The following is a 16353-nucleotide window of genomic DNA, read 5'->3' as shown; positions in this document are numbered from 1 at the left end:
TCGCGGTCAAGAGGCTATTGCATAATTCCTTAAATCGGAATCGATTGAAGCATAAAATTATGCGGCACCTCTAACGTGTTACAGCGACCTTTGCGCGTCATATGTGACGCGCGGCGCTGTAATGCGATTTTTGCGCTTGGCGCGGCGATGCTATGCTTAGAATCGGTACGCGTATCACAGTTTTCAATCCAGCATGGAGATCGACACCAGTCCGCCGGGATGCCGATGCAGCCGGCCGGCCATGTCGAGTTCGAGAAGAACGGAATGAACGGCCGATATCGACAAGCCGGTGTGACGGACGATATCGTCGATCTCGACCGGCGTCGGCCCTAGCGCCTCGACGATATGGTCCCGCTCTGCATCATCGGGCGGCGTGGAGAGCGGCTTGCTTCTTTCGAGGGGTGCCGTTGCGGGGCGCGGGCGAAAGAGATCCGGCTCGGTGAGCGGCCGTAGCGCTTCGACGACATCGTCCGGTGTCGTGACGATCATCGCGCCATCTTTCAGCAGGCCGTTCGTTCCTTCGCAGCGCGGATCGAGCGGCGAGCCGGGAACGGCAAAGACGAGCCGGCCGAATTCGCCGGCAAGTCGCGCTGTTATCAGCGAACCGGATCGCGTTGCCGCCTCGACCACCACGACACCGAGCGAGATGCCAGCGATGAGGCGATTACGGCGCGGAAAGTCGCGCGCTCGCGGCTCCCAGCCAAAGGGCATTTCGCTGACGGCAAGCCCGTTGCCGTCCCATATGTCGTTGAGCAGGCTGATATTCTCGGGCGGGTAGGGTTGGTCGAGGCCACCAGCCATGGCGGCGATCGTGCCAGTGGCGAGGCTTGCGCGATGGGCGGCCGTGTCGATGCCGCGTGCCAGACCGGAAACCACCGCATAACCGGCCTCGCCGCAGATGCGTGCAATCATGGCGGTGAATTTGGCGCCGCTGATCGAGGCATTTCGTGAGCCGACCATGCCGATGGCCGGCCTCGTAGCTACGGACATGTTGCCTTTGACGGCAAGCAGCGGCGGCGCGCCATCGATCTCGCGAAGGGCAGGGGGATAGTCCGGCTCACCGATGCCGATGAAGCGTGCGCCGAAGCGGTGCGCTGCCTCCAGCTCCCGCAGGGCATCCCGCTCATCGGCAATGCGGATCGCGCGCGTCGAGCCGCCGCGCTGCGAAAGCTCCGGAAGCGCAGCCAGAGCCGCTTCAGCCGAACCATAGTGATTGATGAGGTCACGAAAGGTGGACGGACCGACATTGTCCGAACGGATGAGCCTGAGCCAGGCGATCCTTTGTTTTTCGGTCAGCGCAACTCCCGTCCGTCTTGCGCTGCCTGTGTCCATTATCCCTTTGCTCCGATCTTGCCTTCCGTTCCCGCGGTCAGCCGGGCAATATTGGCCCTATGCTTGTACCAGGAGATGACGGTCATCAGCGCCATGACGGCGGCGATCTTATCGGCCCCCAATATCCACAATACAACCGGGATGACAAGAGTTGCAACCAGTGCGGAAAGCGAGGAATAGCGGGTGGTAAAGGCGATCGCCAGCCAGACGATGGCAAAGATCAGGGCCATCAACGATGCAAGCCCGAGCAGGATGCCGAGATAGGTAGCGACACCCTTGCCGCCCTTGAAGCCGATCCAGACAGGGAAGATGTGACCGATGAAGGCGGCAAAGCCGGCAAGAACGCCGGCATCCTCGCCAAAGAAATGCGCGGTGATCAGCACGGCGGCCGTACCCTTGCAGGCATCGAGCAGCAGGGTTGCGGCTGCAAGCCCCTTGTTGCCGGTGCGCAGCACGTTGGTCGCGCCGATATTGCCCGAACCGATGTTGCGCACGTCGCCGAGCCCGGCCATGCGGGTCAGCAGGAGGCCGAAGGGAATGGAGCCGAGCAGATAGCCGATGACAAGCGCGGCCAGCGCGGTCTGCAGGGTAAGCTGCCAAGTCCAGAAATCAGCCATCGCGTCTTATTCTCCGTAAACCCTGGCGCTTGCCTTAGAGACTGTGAACCAGCTTGCCGGCGACATAGGTTGCAACCGCCCGGCCGCTCATTCTCGCGTCTTCGAAGGGCGTATTCTTCGAGCGCGACAAAAGCATGTCTTTTGCGACAAGCCAAGGCTCGTCGAGATCGACGAGAGCGATATCCGCTTTGGCGCCGGGCTTCAGTGTGCCGGCGGGCAGCCCGAAGATCTGTGCCGGCCGCGTCGAGAGCGCATCGATGAGCCGCATCAGGCTGACTTGGCCACTATGATAGAGCCGGAGCGCTGCCGGAAGCAGCGTTTCCAGCCCGACCGCACCGTCCTCTGCCTCGCCGAACGGCAGGCGTTTCGTATCCACATCTTGCGGATCATGCGAGGAGACGATGATGTCGATCGTGCCGTCGGCCAGCGCCTCGATCATGCCTGTGCGGTCATCCTCGGAGCGCAGCGGCGGGTAGAGCTTGAAGAAGGTCCGGTACTCGCCGATGTCGTTCTCGTTGAGCGCCAGATTGTTGATGGAGATGCCGCATGTGACCTTGGCGCCACGCGAGCGGGCGAGGCGGATCGCCTCGGCCGATTCCGGCACGGAGATCATAGCAGCGTGATAATGGCTGCGCGTCAGCGCCGCGATGCGAAGATCGCGCTCGAGCGGAATGAGTTCAGCTTCCTTCGGAATGCCTGAGAGCCCGAGCCAGCTTGCGAGCAGCCCTTCATGCATCACGCCGTTTGCGCCTAGATATTTGTCACGTGTCTCGCAGGAAATCACCGCGCCGAATTCGCGTGCATAGGTCATCACTCGGCGCAGAATCTGGCTATCGTGGACGCTGGAATGCGCGTCGGTGAATACGACGGCTCCGGCTTCGCGCAGCAGGCCGATTTCCGTCATCTCATCGCCGGCCAGCCCCTTGGTGAGAGCCGCTGCCGGATAGACATTGACGACGGCCGTATCGCGCGCCGTCTTCCTGACGAATTCGACAAGGGCAATATCATCGATGACCGGGTCCGTGTCCGGCATCATGATGAAAGAAGTGACGCCGCCGGCCGCTGCCGCGCGGCTGGCAGACGCGATCGTTTCGCGATGTTCGCCGCCAGGCTCGCCGACATGGACGCGCGCATCGACCAGGCCGGGAATGGCGACAAGCCCATTGCAGTCGCGAACGGTCGCGCCCTTGCGAACGCCGTGGCTCTTCGCATCCTTGCTGGAGGCTACGATGACACCGTCTTCGACAACGATCGTGCCGACCTCGTCGAGATCGCGGGAGGGATCGATGATGCGGACGTTCTGAAGGATGATCGAGTTGCTCATGCGCCTGCTCCCTCGCTGCGAGGCCCTTGGTTCTGTGAAACGAGCAGCGTTTCCATCACGGCCATGCGGACGGCGACGCCCATCTCGACCTGTTCGGCAATGACGCTTTGCGGGCCGTCCGCTACTTCGGAGGCGATTTCCACCCCGCGGTTCATCGGCCCCGGATGCATGACCAAAGCATCCTCCTTGGCGGCCTTGAGCGTTTCTGCGTCGAGTCCGTAGAAGTGATAATATTCGCGCACCGAAGGCACGAAGGCGCCGGACATACGCTCGCGCTGCAGCCGCAGCATCATTACAACGTCGGCATCCTTCAGCCCTTCTTTCATCGAATGGAAGACTTCAACGCCCATGTCGGCGATGCCGGCCGGCAGCAGCGTGGCGGGTGCGACGACGCGGACGCGTGCACCCATGGCGTTGAGAAGCAGGATATTGGAGCGGGCGACGCGCGAATGCAGCACGTCGCCGCAGATGGCGACGATGATGCGCGAGAGCTTGCCCTTGGCGCGGCGGATCGTCAGCGCGTCGAGCAGGGCCTGGGTTGGATGCTCGTGCTGGCCGTCGCCGGCATTGACGACGGAGCAGGAGACCTTCTGCGCCAAGAGCGCGGCAGCGCCTGCGCTCGAATGGCGGATGACAAGCACGTCGGGCCGCATGGCATTCAGCGTCATCGCCGTATCGATCAGCGTCTCGCCCTTTTTGACCGACGAGTTGCCGACCGACATATTCATCACATCGGCGCCCAGCCGTTTTCCGGCCAACTCGAAGGAGGATTGCGTGCGCGTCGATGCTTCGAAGAAGAGATTGATCTGCGTCAGCCCGCGAAGCGTCGATGTCTTTTTCTCGCGCTGGCGGCTGATCTTGACCGCCTCGTCGGCCTTGTCGAGAAGATAGGTGATATCCTGCTCGGTGAGGCCCTTGATGCCAATGAGGTGGCGGTGGGGAAAGAAGACCATAAACCTGCCTCCGGATTTCGTCAGGCGGTCTATAAAGAGGGAGCGCCGATGGGGCAAGCGGGGGTATGTGCCGAGGCCGTTTGTTCCCCATGCAATTTCGCCCGAATCCCGCTACAGGAGCGATGCCGGTGGGAGACGTAACTTCCAGTTTCCCTTTGCAACCCACTTGTTCTACAAGCGATTCATGACCCAAGCGACCCGGACTGACGACCCCTTTGCCGACCTGAACCAGCCGAGCCTCTGGACCGGCATCAATGCCTATCGTTCCGATCCGCTGATCGTCGATCTCACCTCCGGCCTGCCGCGTTCGATACGGGAAGAACTGGAGCAGCATGGTCGCTTCGTCACCTCGCACGAGGCCCAGGAACTGGCGCGCATGGCAAACCAAGGCACGCCGCAACTGCGCTCCCATGGCCCGCGCGGCGAGCGTCTCGATGTCGTGGAGTTTCACCCCGCCTGGCACGCGCTGATGCGTCGCTCCATGGCGATGGGCCTGCATTCCTCGATCTGGGATGCGCAGGCTGACCCTGAAGCAAAGGGTCATTCGCACAAAGTGCGCGCCGCCCGTTTCTATCTGACGGCGCAGCTCGAATGCGGCCACCTCTGCCCCCTCACGATGACCAGTGCCTCGGTTGCCGCCATGATGGCCTCGCCGGCGGTGCAGAAGGATTGGGCACCGAAGATTCTCTCGCGTAAGTACGATTCGTCCAACAAGCCCGCCATGCAGAAGAGCGCCGTCACTATCGGCATGGGCATGACGGAGAAGCAGGGCGGCACGGATGTGCGCGCCAACCGGACGATTGCCGATAAAGTCAGCGATGGGATCTACAGGCTTTCAGGCCACAAGTGGTTCATGTCGGCGCCGATGAGTGACGCCTTCATCATGCTTGCGCAAACCAAGGACGGCATGGGTTGCTTCCTGGTGCCGCGTCTTTTGGAAGATGGTTCGGCCAACGGCCTGCATTTCCAGCGGCTCAAGGACAAGCTCGGCAACCGATCGAATGCCTCCTCCGAGGTCGAGTTCACCGATACGTTCGGCTTCCTGCTCGGAGCACCCGATGGCGGCATCCGCACCATCCTTGACATGGTGACGCTGACGCGACTCGACTGCGCTCTGGCATCCGCCGGCATCATGCGCGCCTCGCTCGCCGAAGCCGTGCACCATGCGCGCGGCCGCAGCGTCTTCGGCAAGATGCTGGTCAACCAGCCGATCATGACGCGCGTGCTTGCCGATATGGCGCTCGATGTCGCCGCCGCGACTGCACTCGCCTTCCGCCTGGCCGAGGCCTTCGACAAGGCCAGCGGCAGCACGGAAGATGCGGCCTATGCCCGCGTCATGACGCCGGTCGCCAAATATTGGTGCTGCAAGATCGCGCCCGCGCTGATCTATGAGGCCATGGAGTGCATCGGCGGCAGCGGCTACATCGAAGAGCGCCCGATTGCCCGCCATTATCGCGAAGCCCCCGTCAATGCGATCTGGGAAGGCTCCGGCAACGTCATGGCGCTAGACGTCCTGCGCGTGTTGAACCGGGGCAGGGACCTGTTCGAGACCGTCTTTGCCGGTCTCGCCCGCGATCTCGGCCCGGCCGGCAAGAAGACCATCGATGTCCTGCGTGCCGCCATGGCGCTTTGCGAGCAGGACGAGGGCGCTGCCCGCCTGCTGGTGGAACAGATGGCGCTCGCGGCCGGGGCCGCCGAGCTTTATCGCCTCGGAGCCGGCAAGATCGCCGATGCCTTCATTGAAACCCGTCTTGCTGGCGGCTGGCGCGCCACCTATGGCATGCTCGATTCGCGCTTCGATGCCAGCTACATCGTCGATCTATTGTATCCGCCTGCGACATAGCACTGCGCCAGCGGCTCTGTCGCGGCATCCTTGATTGATGCGATACCAATATTTATTATCTATTGGTATCGGCAAGGAGGGCTTCATGGCTCGCAACACATCCATCTCGCTGGGGGATCATTTCAGCGCCTTCATCGAGGCACAGATAAAGACAGGCCGGTATGGCTCTGCCAGTGACGTTGTTCGCGCAGGTTTGCGCTTGCTTGAAGAGCACGAGGCAAAGGCCAAGGCTCTGCAGAGTGCGTTGATCGCCGGTGAGGAATCTGGGGAGGTTGCTTCCTTCGATAACGTCGCATTCCTCAAGCGAATGCGCACGACCTATGGTGAATAGGTCCCGCAAGTATGGTCTTTCCCCGCTTGCGTTGGCCGATCTTGAAGGTATCTGGCGATATACGGTCGAGAACTGGTCTGTAAGACAGGCCGAGATCTACCATGCCGAAATCGTCGGGGCTTTCGAGGGATTGGCATCCGGTGTGAAAATTGGCCGCGCGACCGACATCCGCGACGGCTATTTCAAATATGCCGTAGGGTCCCATGTGATCTACTATCTTTTGCGGGATGGTGAAATCGCGATCATTCGTATATTGCACCGGCGAATGGATGTCGGTCGGCATCTTTGAAGAGATGTCTGGCGTCCGAAACGACAGTGTGGTTTGGTCAGTTCCTCTAATCTGTGGATTCGCGCGTTTTGACGGACAGAGGCCTGACGGCTTTGTTGTTTAGGGCGACTTGGCTTGTTATTCACCGCTCGGTGACAGATTGGAGTCGAGTCGATGGCCCCCGCGAACGCTGCCGTTAAAATCCCTTTGGAAATGCCTGTCGTCGAAAAGCGCGTGCGCAATCGCGCCGCGACTGAGCAGGCAATCCTGGACGCCGCCAAACGGCTTCTGGCGGAGGAGGGGTTCCAGAATTTCGGTATCAATGCGGTCGCTCGCGGCGCCGGCTGCGACAAGCAGCTGATTTACCGCTACTACGGCGGCTTGAATGGCCTTGTGGAGGCCATCGGCACCGATCTCGGCAGCTGGGTCACCGATCGCATTCCCGACGACACCGGCGGCATGTTCCTTCTGACCTATGGGGACCTGATGGAGCGGCTTTCGATGCTGTTTCTCGATGCTTTGCGCGCTGATCCCCTCATGCGCCGCATCGTCGCCTGGGAAGTCTCGGAAAACAGCGAGCAGGTGCGCCGACTGTCCGAGGCCCGATCCAAGGCGCTCGCCGGCTGGATTGAGCGCATGCGCGGCTCGCTCATGCCCCCCAAGGGTGTCGATGCCCAGGCTGTCAATGCCATGATCTTTGCGGCCATCCAGCATATCGTCCTGGCCGCGGCTGTCAGCGACCAATGCGCCGGTCTTGCGCTGAAAAATGCAAAGGATTGGGAGAAGGCGGCAACGGCCTTGAAGCGGATCGTGCGCGGCGTCTACGGCTGATATCGACCACGGGGCAGCGGATATCCACAGGCTCGCTCCGCCATTAACCTTAACAAATGGTTTACGTTGCGTCGCAGCGGTTAACTCGTCACTGTTGGAAGATGATTAGTTAACCATCAAGCGTGCAGCCATGGGGTTGAAACCCACTAAATTCGTGTTTCTCGTGACGGCGGTGATGTTCTTCGCTGTGCTCGCACTAGATATCACGCTGCCCGCGATGGTCTTGAGCGCCATGGCGCTGTCGAACTGGCTCGTCCTTTCGGCTGGCACGACGCAATTTCAGCGTCGAAGGGGTACCGCATGAAGTGGTTGTTGATTTGCTGGGCCGGACCGGTCTCGTTTCTCGGGGCATGGTATTACCTGTCGTACTACGACATGAGCTTCGGCATCTTCATGCTGACGCGGCAGATGCATGACCTCGTATTCGACATTTACGGCAAGATTCTCGGCATTCCGCCGGAAACCATCCCGCCGCTGGTAGCCCGTGCGATCGCCTTCGACAGCCTGCTCGTCTTCGCGATTTTCGGCTTCCGCCGCCGCGCTGCCATCATGGAATGGTGGAGGCGCCGTCAGGCATCGAGGTCGGGCAAGGTCGCTCTTCCGAGTGCCGACAGCCTATCCAACGCTCCCTGAAGAATGAAGCTTGCCGCTGCCGAGTCGATCCGTTCGGCGCGCTTGGCCCGTGAGACGTCCATTTCCAGAAGCGCTCGCTCGGCGGCAACGGTCGAGAGCCGCTCGTCCCAGAAGACGAAGGGTAGGGCGGTCTTTTCCGCCATGCTTCGCACGAAGGCGCGCGTTGCCTGCACGCGCGGTCCGGCAGAGCCATCCATATTCATCGGAAGCCCTATGACGAAGGCTGCGACCTTTTCCTTCTCGGCGAAAGCAAGCAATGTTTGGGCATCCTGGGTGAATTTCACGCGCTTGAGGACCGGGCGAGGCGTGGCAAAGCGCCGCCCGAGATCGGACATCGCAAGCCCGATCGTCTTCGTGCCGAGATCGAGACCGGCAATCGGCTGGCCGGGCAGGAGCATCACGGCTAGGTCTTCGATGGTCAGCGTCGTCATCAGGGTCTCGCTCTCGTCAAAACAAATTGAAGTCCTAACCGCTTTTCTTTGCTGCGGTTTGGGATATCTCCTAGAGCATTTCCAGCAAAAGCGCACAGCGGTTTTGCCTGCGGAAATGCGGAAGAGCCAATAGAAGGAGCGTTTCCATCGGAAATGCTCCAGACACCAGCCTTTCATTTCAAATCAAGTCATAAGGAGAAATCCAATGAAGATCACCTGGCTCGGCCATGCCGCTTTTCGTATCGAAACGGCCAAGGCAAAAATACTGATCGATCCATTTCTGTCTTACAATTCTTCCTTTGCGGCCGCCGGTCTCAACATCAAGGACGTTGCGCAGGGCGTGACCCACATCCTGCTGACGCACGGCCATGCCGACCACGTCGGCGACACGGTTCAGATCGCCAAGGACACCGGCGCGGTCGTGCTCGCGAATGCCGATCTCGCTTCCTGGCTCAGCACCAAGGGCGTCGAGAAGCTGGAAATGGGCAATACCGGCGGCACCGTCGGCCTCGGCGGCTTCTCGGCCACCTTTACCAATGCGCTGCATTCCTCCGCCCAGATCACCGAAGACGGCGTTTCCCACGCGCTCGGCAACCCGAACGGCCTGATGCTGCATTTCGACGACGAGCCGACGCTGTTCCACATGGGCGATACCGACATCTTCTCGGACATGGCCCTCATCAACGAACTGCATCAGCCCGATATCGGCATCCTGCCGATCGGCGACCGCTTCACCATGGGCGGTGCCGTGGCCGCACTCGCCTGCCAGCGCTTCTTCAACTTCAAGACGGCCATTCCCTGCCACTACGGCACTTTCCCAATCATCGACCAGACGCCGGAAAAGTTCATCGCCGGCATGGAAGGCTCGAAGACGGCGGTTGCGGCGCCGAAGGCGGGCGAGAGCATTTCTGCCTGACGATACCCGTTGCGTATGGCGGGCATGGCCTTTATAGCGTGAAGCAAATCCACTTCGGTGGGTAATCTTGCTATCCGGAGAATGCCATGTCCGTCGATCTCGCTACTGTCAAACGCGTCGCCCATCTTGCCCGTATCGCCGTCAATGAAGACGAAGCACAGCGGATGATGGGCGAGCTTAACGGCATTCTGGGCTTCGTCGAGCAGCTTTCCGAAGTGAATGTCGATGGCGTCGAGGCCATGACCTCGGTAACCCCGATGGCGATGAAGAAGCGTGCCGATGAAGTGACGGATGGCAATAAGGCCGCCGACATCGTCGCCAATGCGCCGAATACCGATCAGAATTTCTTCCTGGTGCCCAAAGTCGTCGAATAACGGTTCCCTCGAGCCCTTTCCGACCCGTTGCCCAATTCCAGATCTGAAGCGAAACAAAATGAGCGAACTGACCAGCCTGACCATTGCCGAAGCCCGCGACAAGCTGCGCGCCAAGCAGATTACCGCCACTGAACTGACCGAGGCCTATATCTCGGCGATCGATGCGACCAACGGTCAGATCAATGCCTATATCGCTGTTACGCCCGACAAGGCGCGCGAGATGGCCAAGGCCTCGGACGCCCGTCTCGCCGCCGGCAACGCCGGCGCGCTCGAAGGTATACCGCTCGGGATCAAGGATCTGTTTGGCACCGAAGGCATCCACACCCAGGCCTGCAGCCACATTCTTGACGGCTTCAAGCCGCGTTATGAATCGACTGTCACGCAAAACCTCTGGAATGACGGCGCCGTCATGCTGGGCAAGCTCAACATGGATGAGTTCGCCATGGGCTCCTCCAACGAGAGCTCCTACTACGGCCCGGTGATCAACCCCTGGCGTGCCGAGGGTTCGAACCAGCAGCTGGTTCCGGGCGGCTCGTCCGGCGGTTCGGCTGCAGCCGTTGCCGCGCATCTCTGCGCAGGAGCGACCGCTACCGACACCGGCGGCTCCATCCGCCAGCCGGCCGCCTTCACCGGCACCGTGGGCATCAAGCCGACCTATGGCCGCTGCTCGCGCTGGGGCATCGTCGCCTTCGCCTCGTCGCTCGACCAGGCCGGCCCGATCGCCCGCGACGTGCGCGATGCCGCCATCCTTCTGAAGTCGATGGCAAGCGTCGATGCCAAGGATACGACCTCCGTCGACCTGCCGGTGCCGGATTACGAAGCTTCGCTCGGCCAGTCGCTGAAGGGCATGAAGATCGGTATTCCGAACGAATACCGCGTTGATGGCATGCCGGAAGAGATCGAGACGCTCTGGCAGCAGGGCATCGCCTGGCTGAAGGATGCCGGCGCCGAGATCGTCAACATCTCCCTGCCGCACACGAAATACGCGCTGCCGGCCTATTACATCGTTGCGCCCGCCGAAGCCTCCTCGAATCTTGCCCGCTACGACGGCGTCCGCTACGGCCTGCGCGTCGACGGCAAGGATATCGTCGACATGTATGAAAAGACGCGCGCTGCCGGCTTCGGCCAGGAAGTGAAGCGCCGCATCATGATCGGAACCTATGTTCTCTCGGCCGGCTACTACGACGCCTATTATCTGCGCGCGCAGAAGGTTCGCACGCTGATCAAGCGTGACTTCGAACTGGCCTTCAACGCCGGTGTCGACGCGATCCTCACGCCCGCCACGCCATCCTCGGCCTTCGGCATCGCCGACGAGGACCTCGCGTCCGATCCGGTGAAGATGTACCTGAACGATATCTTCACGGTGACGGTCAACATGGCCGGCCTGCCCGGCATTGCTGTCCCCGCTGGCCTCGACCCGAAGGGCCTGCCGCTCGGCCTGCAGCTCATCGGCAAGCCGTTCGAAGAAGAAACCCTCTTCAAAACCGCCCACGTCATCGAACAGGCCGCCGGTAAGTTCACGCCGGCGAAGTGGTGGTAAGCGCCACACTCGGACGAGCGGGCTTGATGAGCGATCTCGTCAAGTTTCGCGGAGTTTAAAGCCAATAGAAAAAGGGCCGTCCGGAAATCCGGACGGCCCTTTTTCATGTGCCAATATTCCGCCCGCGCGCCATCACACTTTGGACCGAAATACGATCATAAATTGCAGCCGGCCGTTTGGTCTCGTCCTCTGCAACCGAATCGGAAGGTCTCTTCATGCTCAAGCAAGTCACGGCGATCCTGCTCCTCAGCGCATCCTTTCCAGCGATTGCGCTGGCGGCCGACAACGGGGCCATTCGATCCATCACCTTGTCCTCTGGCGGTCTGGCCCAGGTTTCCAGATCTGCCAATATCAATAGCGACGGCATGATCCGGATCGAGGTACCGCTCGATCAAGTCGATGATATCTTGAAGAGCCTTGTGGTGAATGGGTCGGCGGGCTCGGTGGCCGGCATGTCGCTGGCGGGGCCGCAGCCGTTGCAGGAGACCTTCAAGGGCCTGCCGTTCACGCCCGAAGCGCTTTCGTCCGTGCCGTCGCTTCTGACATCAATGCAGGGCGCCAGGGTGTCCGTCACCAGCGGGGGAAAGACCGTCGAGGGAAATATTCTCGGTATCGAGACGAGAAAGTCCGGCGATAAAGCAGCGGCTTACCTGCTCACCGTTATCGATAGGGATGGCGCAGTGGAGACGCTGGCACTGGGCGAGGACGCATCCGTCCGGCTTGAGGATGCCGAACTGAGAGCGAAGATCGCCAAAGCAGCGGCGGCCATCGCCCACGGCAAGAACGATCGCACACGCACCATCGATATCAAGGTGAACGGTGTGAAGGACGGCAGCGCCGTCGGCCTGACCTATGTCGTGCCGTCTCCCATCTGGAAAACGGCTTACAAGGTCGTCATCGACGGAAATGACAAGGCGCGCCTGCAGGCGTGGACGGTGCTGGAAAATGCCAGCGGTGAAGACTGGAAAGGCGTGAAGTTGACGCTGACCTCGGCCGAACCGGTCACGCTGAAGCAGGGTCTGCACCAGCTCTATTGGCGCGAGCGGCAGGAGGTGCCGGTCAACACGGCGTCGAACAATGTCCCCGATCCCGACAGCGGCGATCTCTCAAACAGGCGGCGTCTCGCTTCTGGTGCCGAGGCGCCGGCAATGCCCGCCCCGCGACGAGCGATGAAGAGCATAGGCGGAAAGATGGCCGACGCTCAGGCCTATGAGGCCGATGAATTGGCGCGGCCGGCGGAGCCGATGCAGGTTGCCGCCGGAGTCCCGGCCACGGCGACCGAAAGCGACATTTCTGCCACTTTCGAGCTTCCGGGGACCTACGATCTGGCCAATGGCGATACCTTGTCGGTGCCGATCATGGACGCGGATGTGGAAGCCGACATGGTGGACATGTATCGGTCCGGCAGCGCCTATCGCAATCCCATAGCTGCCGTGATGCTCAAGAATACCACCGGCGTCAGCATGCCGGCGGGAATTCTGACGCTCTATGACGGCAAGGCGGGCTATGTCGGCGATTCCCAGATGTCGGCACTGCCGGAGGACGACACGCGCCTCGCCAGCTTCGCGACCGATCGCAAGGTTACGATCAGCGAGCAGCAGACGCCAACGGAGGAGATTGCCTCGCTGAAGGTTGTCGATGGCGTGATGAATGCCACCGTCAAATATCGCCAGACGACAACATACACCGTATCGGGCGCGCTGGACGGCGAACGGACTGTTGTCATCGAGCATCCGATCCGGGATGGCTGGTCATTCTCCTCATCTGAAGGTTTCGGCAAGACGGCAACGCACCAGCGGCTCAAGGCGATCGTGCCGGCAGGCACGGAGAAAGTGTTGACCGCAGTCGACGAGCAGCTTCAGAGCAGCAGTTATGCTCTGGTCGATGCCGAACCGGACATGCTGCTGGGATGGTCGGCTTCGGCACATGACAAGGCACTTACGGATAAGCTCACAAACCTCGCAGATGCGCGCAAGAGGCAGGTTGCCGTCCAGAACGATCTGGAGCGGCTCGACAGCGAGATCGAGAAGACCACCAGCGAACAAGAACGGATAAGACAGAATCTCGGTGCCGTACCTGACAATAGCGATCTGAAGAAACGCTATTTGAAGGCTCTGGCGGATAGTGAGGATCAAATCGCCGCCATGAACGAAAGGCGCGATGCGGTGCAGGCAGAAAGCGATCGCCGCGGTAATGACGTGGCGGAGATCATCCGCACCTTCTGATCGCCCAGGGCTTTCTTTTCCGAATGGTATCGCCCGACGAGAGCCGCCTCATTCGGCGGCTCTCGTGTCCGGCTTATCGATTGTTCAACTGCGCCCTCACCAGCCGCAATCCCTTTTCGCTGATGCGATAGGGATGGCCGTCGGTGGATTTTATCGCCTTGAGGCGCTTCAGCCGTCGGAAGAGGTCGAGGTCGAAATCGGGGTAGACCCAGCCATCTCGCGTAAAGCAGTAGACTGTCTCGATCTTCTTATTGTCGCTGCGTTCGATTTCGATGCGCCCGCCTTGGGCGAGCAGGTGGAGAATGCGCTGTTCCGCGCGGGAAATGTCCATTGTTGTCAGAATCCGTATAGCGCCAAAGGGCGCACAAAAACGATCCGAGCCTTCCCTTGGGGAAGTCGGGGCTTCGTTTTTCAGGCCCGGCACGCAAGAAGACTTGCGAGCGGGGCCTCTACCGGGACTGACAAAAGTTAGACATCAAAACTCCGTTGATGTTTCTCTCTAAAGCAGGTTGCGCCACGTCGTCAAGTTCAACCCTTTCGATGCGTTTTGCTTCGTAGCTGTTTGCCAATCTCGCCGCTGGCAAATGCTTTCTATGGGTGCTTTACTATCTCCAAATAGCGGGGGCCTGATGATCCACATTCGCAATGCCCATGAAGGTGAAACTGCGGTATTGGCGAGCATCGGCCTGCGCTCCTGGCAGAAGGCGATGAGCGCGATCGGCGGCACGGGTGAACTGCTGGAGAGTGCCAGCGAAGCCTTTGAAAATTTCACCCGCAATCTCTGGCTGACGATATCAGTCATAGAGCTCAACGGCGAGGCTGTGGGATGGGCAGCGCGCGAGGCGCTGGACGAGGCGATTTCCGATTTCTGGATCGATCCGGATTTCGTCAGACGCGGCCTCGGCACGGCGCTTTTGGCGCGGATCGAAGCGGATGTGCGCGGGCAGGGACTGGAGAAGGTTTCATTGCAGAGCCATGCGGGCAACACCGATGCCATCGCCTTCTTCAGGGCGCGCGGCTATGAAATCCGCTGGCTGTCGATCGTCTATTCCCCCAAGCTCGACAGCGACGTGCCGACTGTCGGGCTTTCGAAATCGCTGGTCGACGACAGCGATGGCGCTTACGGACCGGGCATATAGCACGCAGGCGATGCCGAAAGCCTTGCGCCGCCTCGTCAATTGCTCTACCTCACCAAAGCAGAAAACAGCATTATACAAGAGCTTCCCATGACCATTGTCGACGTCCGTACGCCAGATCCGAAACGCTTCATTCCCGGTGCCACCGGTGATTGGGAAGTCGTTATCGGGATGGAAGTCCACGCCCAGGTGCTGAGCAAGTCCAAGCTCTTCTCCGGCGCCTCGACGGAGTTCGGCAAGCCGCAGAATTCCAACGTCTCGCTGGTCGATGCCGCCATGCCTGGCATGCTGCCCGTCATCAACGAGGAATGCGTGAAGCAGGCCGTGCGCACGGGTCTCGGCCTGAAGGCGCAGATCAACAATCGCTCGATCTTCGACCGCAAGAACTATTTCTATCCCGACCTGCCGCAGGGCTATCAGATCTCTCAGTTCAAGGATCCGATCGTCGGCGAGGGCAAGATCGTCATCTCCCTTGGCCCCGATCGTCAGGGCCAGTTCGAAGACATCGAGATCGGCATCGAGCGCCTGCATCTGGAGCAGGATGCCGGCAAGTCGCTGCACGATCAGCATAATACGATGTCCTATGTCGATCTAAACCGCTCAGGCGTCGCGCTGATGGAAATCGTCTCCAAGCCGGACATCCGCTCGGCTGACGAGGCCAAGGCCTATATGACGAAGCTGCGCTCGATCGTGCGCTATCTCGGCACCTGCGACGGCAACATGGACGAAGGCTCGATGCGCGCCGACGTCAACGTTTCCGTGCGCCGTCCGGGCGGCGAGTTCGGCACGCGCTGCGAAATCAAGAACGTCAACTCCATTCGCTTCATCGGTCAGGCGATCGAAGTTGAAGCACGCCGCCAGATCGGCATTCTGGAAGATGGCGGCACGATCGACCAGGAAACCCGCCTGTTCGATCCGAACAAGGGCGAGACTCGATCCCTGCGCACCAAGGAAGATGCGCATGACTATCGCTATTTCCCCGATCCGGATCTCCTGCCGCTCGAATTCGACGATGCCTTCGTCGCGGAGCTTGCCGAGCATCTGCCTGAGCTGCCGGACGACAAGAAGGAACGTTTCGTTCGCGAACTCGGTCTCTCGATCTATGACGCTTCCGTGCTCGTCTCGGAAAAGGCCATCGCCGATTATTTCGAAGCGGTTGCCGCCGGCCGCGATGGCAAGATGGCTGCCAACTGGGTCATCAACGACCTCCTGGGCGCTCTGAACAGAATCGGCAAAGACATTGAAGAGACTCCGGTTTCGCCCGCCCAGCTCGGCGCGATCATCGACCTCATCAAGGCCGAAACCATTTCCGGCAAGATCGCCAAGGATCTGTTCGAAATCGTGCTCACCGAGGGCGGCGATCCTGCCGAGATCGTTGAAGCCCGCGGTATGAAGCAGGTCACCGACACCGGTGCGATCGAAAAGGCCGTCGATGAGATCATCGCCGCCAACCCGGATCAGGTTGCCAAGGTCAAGGCCAAGCCGACGCTTGCCGGCTGGTTCGTCGGCCAGGTGCTGAAGTCGACGGGCGGCAAGGCCAACCCGCAGGCCGTCCAGGCGCTGGTCAAGGCCAAGCTCGGTATCGAAGAGGAATAGTCA

At 60.6% G+C, this 16353-nt stretch carries 18 protein-coding genes; 12 read left to right on the top strand and 6 right to left on the bottom strand.

Annotation, left to right across the window (positions count from 1 at the left end; translation table 11 throughout):
• Positions 1–183 precede the first annotated feature (183 nt).
• The 4 genes from dprA to FHT73_RS05760 are packed head-to-tail and all read right to left on the bottom strand — an operon-like array spanning position 184 to position 4226.
• Entirely contained in the window at positions 184–1332 is a 1149-nt protein-coding gene (gene dprA, locus FHT73_RS05775; RefSeq protein ID WP_183710315.1) for a DNA-processing protein DprA, read from the bottom strand.
• Complete coding sequence (gene plsY, locus FHT73_RS05770; RefSeq protein WP_183710306.1) at positions 1332–1949, bottom strand: glycerol-3-phosphate 1-O-acyltransferase PlsY; 618 nt, start codon at positions 1947–1949, stop codon at positions 1332–1334. Before plsY ends, dprA begins: the two co-directional genes overlap by 1 nt.
• Positions 1950–1983: 34 nt before the next feature.
• Positions 1984–3273 carry a dihydroorotase gene (locus FHT73_RS05765; protein ID WP_183710304.1) on the bottom strand — a complete coding sequence of 430 codons (1290 nt, stop codon included), beginning with the start codon at positions 3271–3273 and terminating at the stop codon, positions 1984–1986.
• Positions 3270–4226 carry an aspartate carbamoyltransferase catalytic subunit gene (locus FHT73_RS05760; RefSeq protein WP_112410580.1) on the bottom strand — a complete coding sequence of 319 codons (957 nt, stop codon included), beginning with the start codon at positions 4224–4226 and terminating at the stop codon, positions 3270–3272. The genes FHT73_RS05765 and FHT73_RS05760 overlap by 4 nt, the downstream gene beginning before the upstream one ends.
• Before the next feature lie 184 nt (positions 4227–4410).
• On the opposite strand from FHT73_RS05760, the gene FHT73_RS05755 reads away from it, so the two are divergent.
• From FHT73_RS05755 to FHT73_RS05730, 6 genes are all read left to right on the top strand, one after another.
• Complete coding sequence (locus FHT73_RS05755; RefSeq protein WP_183710302.1) at positions 4411–6069, top strand: acyl-CoA dehydrogenase family protein; 1659 nt, start codon at positions 4411–4413, stop codon at positions 6067–6069.
• Between the two features lie 85 nt (positions 6070–6154).
• Positions 6155–6400 (top strand): type II toxin-antitoxin system ParD family antitoxin, encoded by a 246-nt coding sequence (locus FHT73_RS05750; protein ID WP_112607112.1) that lies wholly within the window; start codon positions 6155–6157, stop codon positions 6398–6400.
• Positions 6390–6689, top strand: coding sequence for a type II toxin-antitoxin system RelE/ParE family toxin (locus FHT73_RS05745; RefSeq protein WP_112607110.1), 300 nt, complete (start codon positions 6390–6392; stop codon positions 6687–6689). Before FHT73_RS05750 ends, FHT73_RS05745 begins: the two co-directional genes overlap by 11 nt.
• 153 nt (positions 6690–6842) lie before the next feature.
• Positions 6843–7499 (top strand): TetR/AcrR family transcriptional regulator, encoded by a 657-nt coding sequence (locus FHT73_RS05740; RefSeq protein WP_112607108.1) that lies wholly within the window; start codon positions 6843–6845, stop codon positions 7497–7499.
• A gap of 136 nt (positions 7500–7635) precedes the next feature.
• The gene (locus FHT73_RS05735; protein ID WP_162531105.1) at positions 7636–7803 is read left to right on the top strand and encodes a hypothetical protein; all 168 of its coding nucleotides are present in this window, start codon (positions 7636–7638) and stop codon (positions 7801–7803) included.
• Complete coding sequence (locus tag FHT73_RS05730) at positions 7800–8132, top strand: DUF6105 family protein (protein WP_041677358.1); 333 nt, start codon at positions 7800–7802, stop codon at positions 8130–8132. The genes FHT73_RS05735 and FHT73_RS05730 overlap by 4 nt, the downstream gene beginning before the upstream one ends.
• On the opposite strand, the gene ruvX is transcribed toward FHT73_RS05730, so the two are convergent.
• Positions 8069–8563 (bottom strand): Holliday junction resolvase RuvX, encoded by a 495-nt coding sequence (gene ruvX, locus FHT73_RS05725; RefSeq protein WP_041677359.1) that lies wholly within the window; start codon positions 8561–8563, stop codon positions 8069–8071. The genes FHT73_RS05730 and ruvX overlap by 64 nt on opposite strands.
• Positions 8564–8768: 205 nt before the next feature.
• Between ruvX and FHT73_RS05720 the strand changes: the two genes are divergently transcribed.
• From FHT73_RS05720 to FHT73_RS05705, 4 genes are all read left to right on the top strand, one after another.
• Positions 8769–9479 (top strand): metal-dependent hydrolase, encoded by a 711-nt coding sequence (locus FHT73_RS05720; RefSeq protein WP_112607106.1) that lies wholly within the window; start codon positions 8769–8771, stop codon positions 9477–9479.
• Positions 9480–9565: 86 nt separating this feature from the next.
• Positions 9566–9853, top strand: a complete 288-nt coding sequence (gatC, locus tag FHT73_RS05715; protein ID WP_037194314.1) for an Asp-tRNA(Asn)/Glu-tRNA(Gln) amidotransferase subunit GatC — start codon at positions 9566–9568, stop codon at positions 9851–9853.
• Positions 9854–9911: 58 nt separating this feature from the next.
• On the top strand, positions 9912–11393 hold the full coding sequence (gatA, locus tag FHT73_RS05710; RefSeq protein ID WP_112607104.1) for an Asp-tRNA(Asn)/Glu-tRNA(Gln) amidotransferase subunit GatA: 1482 nt from the start codon (positions 9912–9914) through the stop codon (positions 11391–11393).
• Positions 11394–11608: 215 nt separating this feature from the next.
• Complete coding sequence (locus FHT73_RS05705) at positions 11609–13618, top strand: DUF4139 domain-containing protein (protein ID WP_183710300.1); 2010 nt, start codon at positions 11609–11611, stop codon at positions 13616–13618.
• A gap of 73 nt (positions 13619–13691) precedes the next feature.
• Here the strand turns inward: FHT73_RS05705 and FHT73_RS05700 are convergent, their stop codons facing one another.
• On the bottom strand, positions 13692–13949 hold the full coding sequence (locus FHT73_RS05700) for a YjhX family toxin (RefSeq protein ID WP_015339560.1): 258 nt from the start codon (positions 13947–13949) through the stop codon (positions 13692–13694).
• Between the two features lie 298 nt (positions 13950–14247).
• On the opposite strand from FHT73_RS05700, the gene FHT73_RS05695 reads away from it, so the two are divergent.
• A complete protein-coding gene (locus FHT73_RS05695) occupies positions 14248–14757 on the top strand; it encodes a GNAT family N-acetyltransferase (protein WP_015339561.1) in 510 nt (169 codons plus the stop codon).
• An 87-nt stretch (positions 14758–14844) separates the two neighbouring features.
• Positions 14845–16350, top strand: a complete 1506-nt coding sequence (gene gatB, locus FHT73_RS05690; protein WP_183710298.1) for an Asp-tRNA(Asn)/Glu-tRNA(Gln) amidotransferase subunit GatB — start codon at positions 14845–14847, stop codon at positions 16348–16350.
• Positions 16351–16353 lie beyond the last annotated feature (3 nt).

The sequence above is a fragment of the Rhizobium sp. BK098 genome, from assembly GCF_014193155.1.
In the GTDB taxonomy this organism is placed as follows: domain Bacteria; phylum Pseudomonadota; class Alphaproteobacteria; order Rhizobiales; family Rhizobiaceae; genus Rhizobium.
Note: the sequence above shows the minus strand (reverse complement) of the source record. Positions and strands in the feature narration are given on the sequence as shown.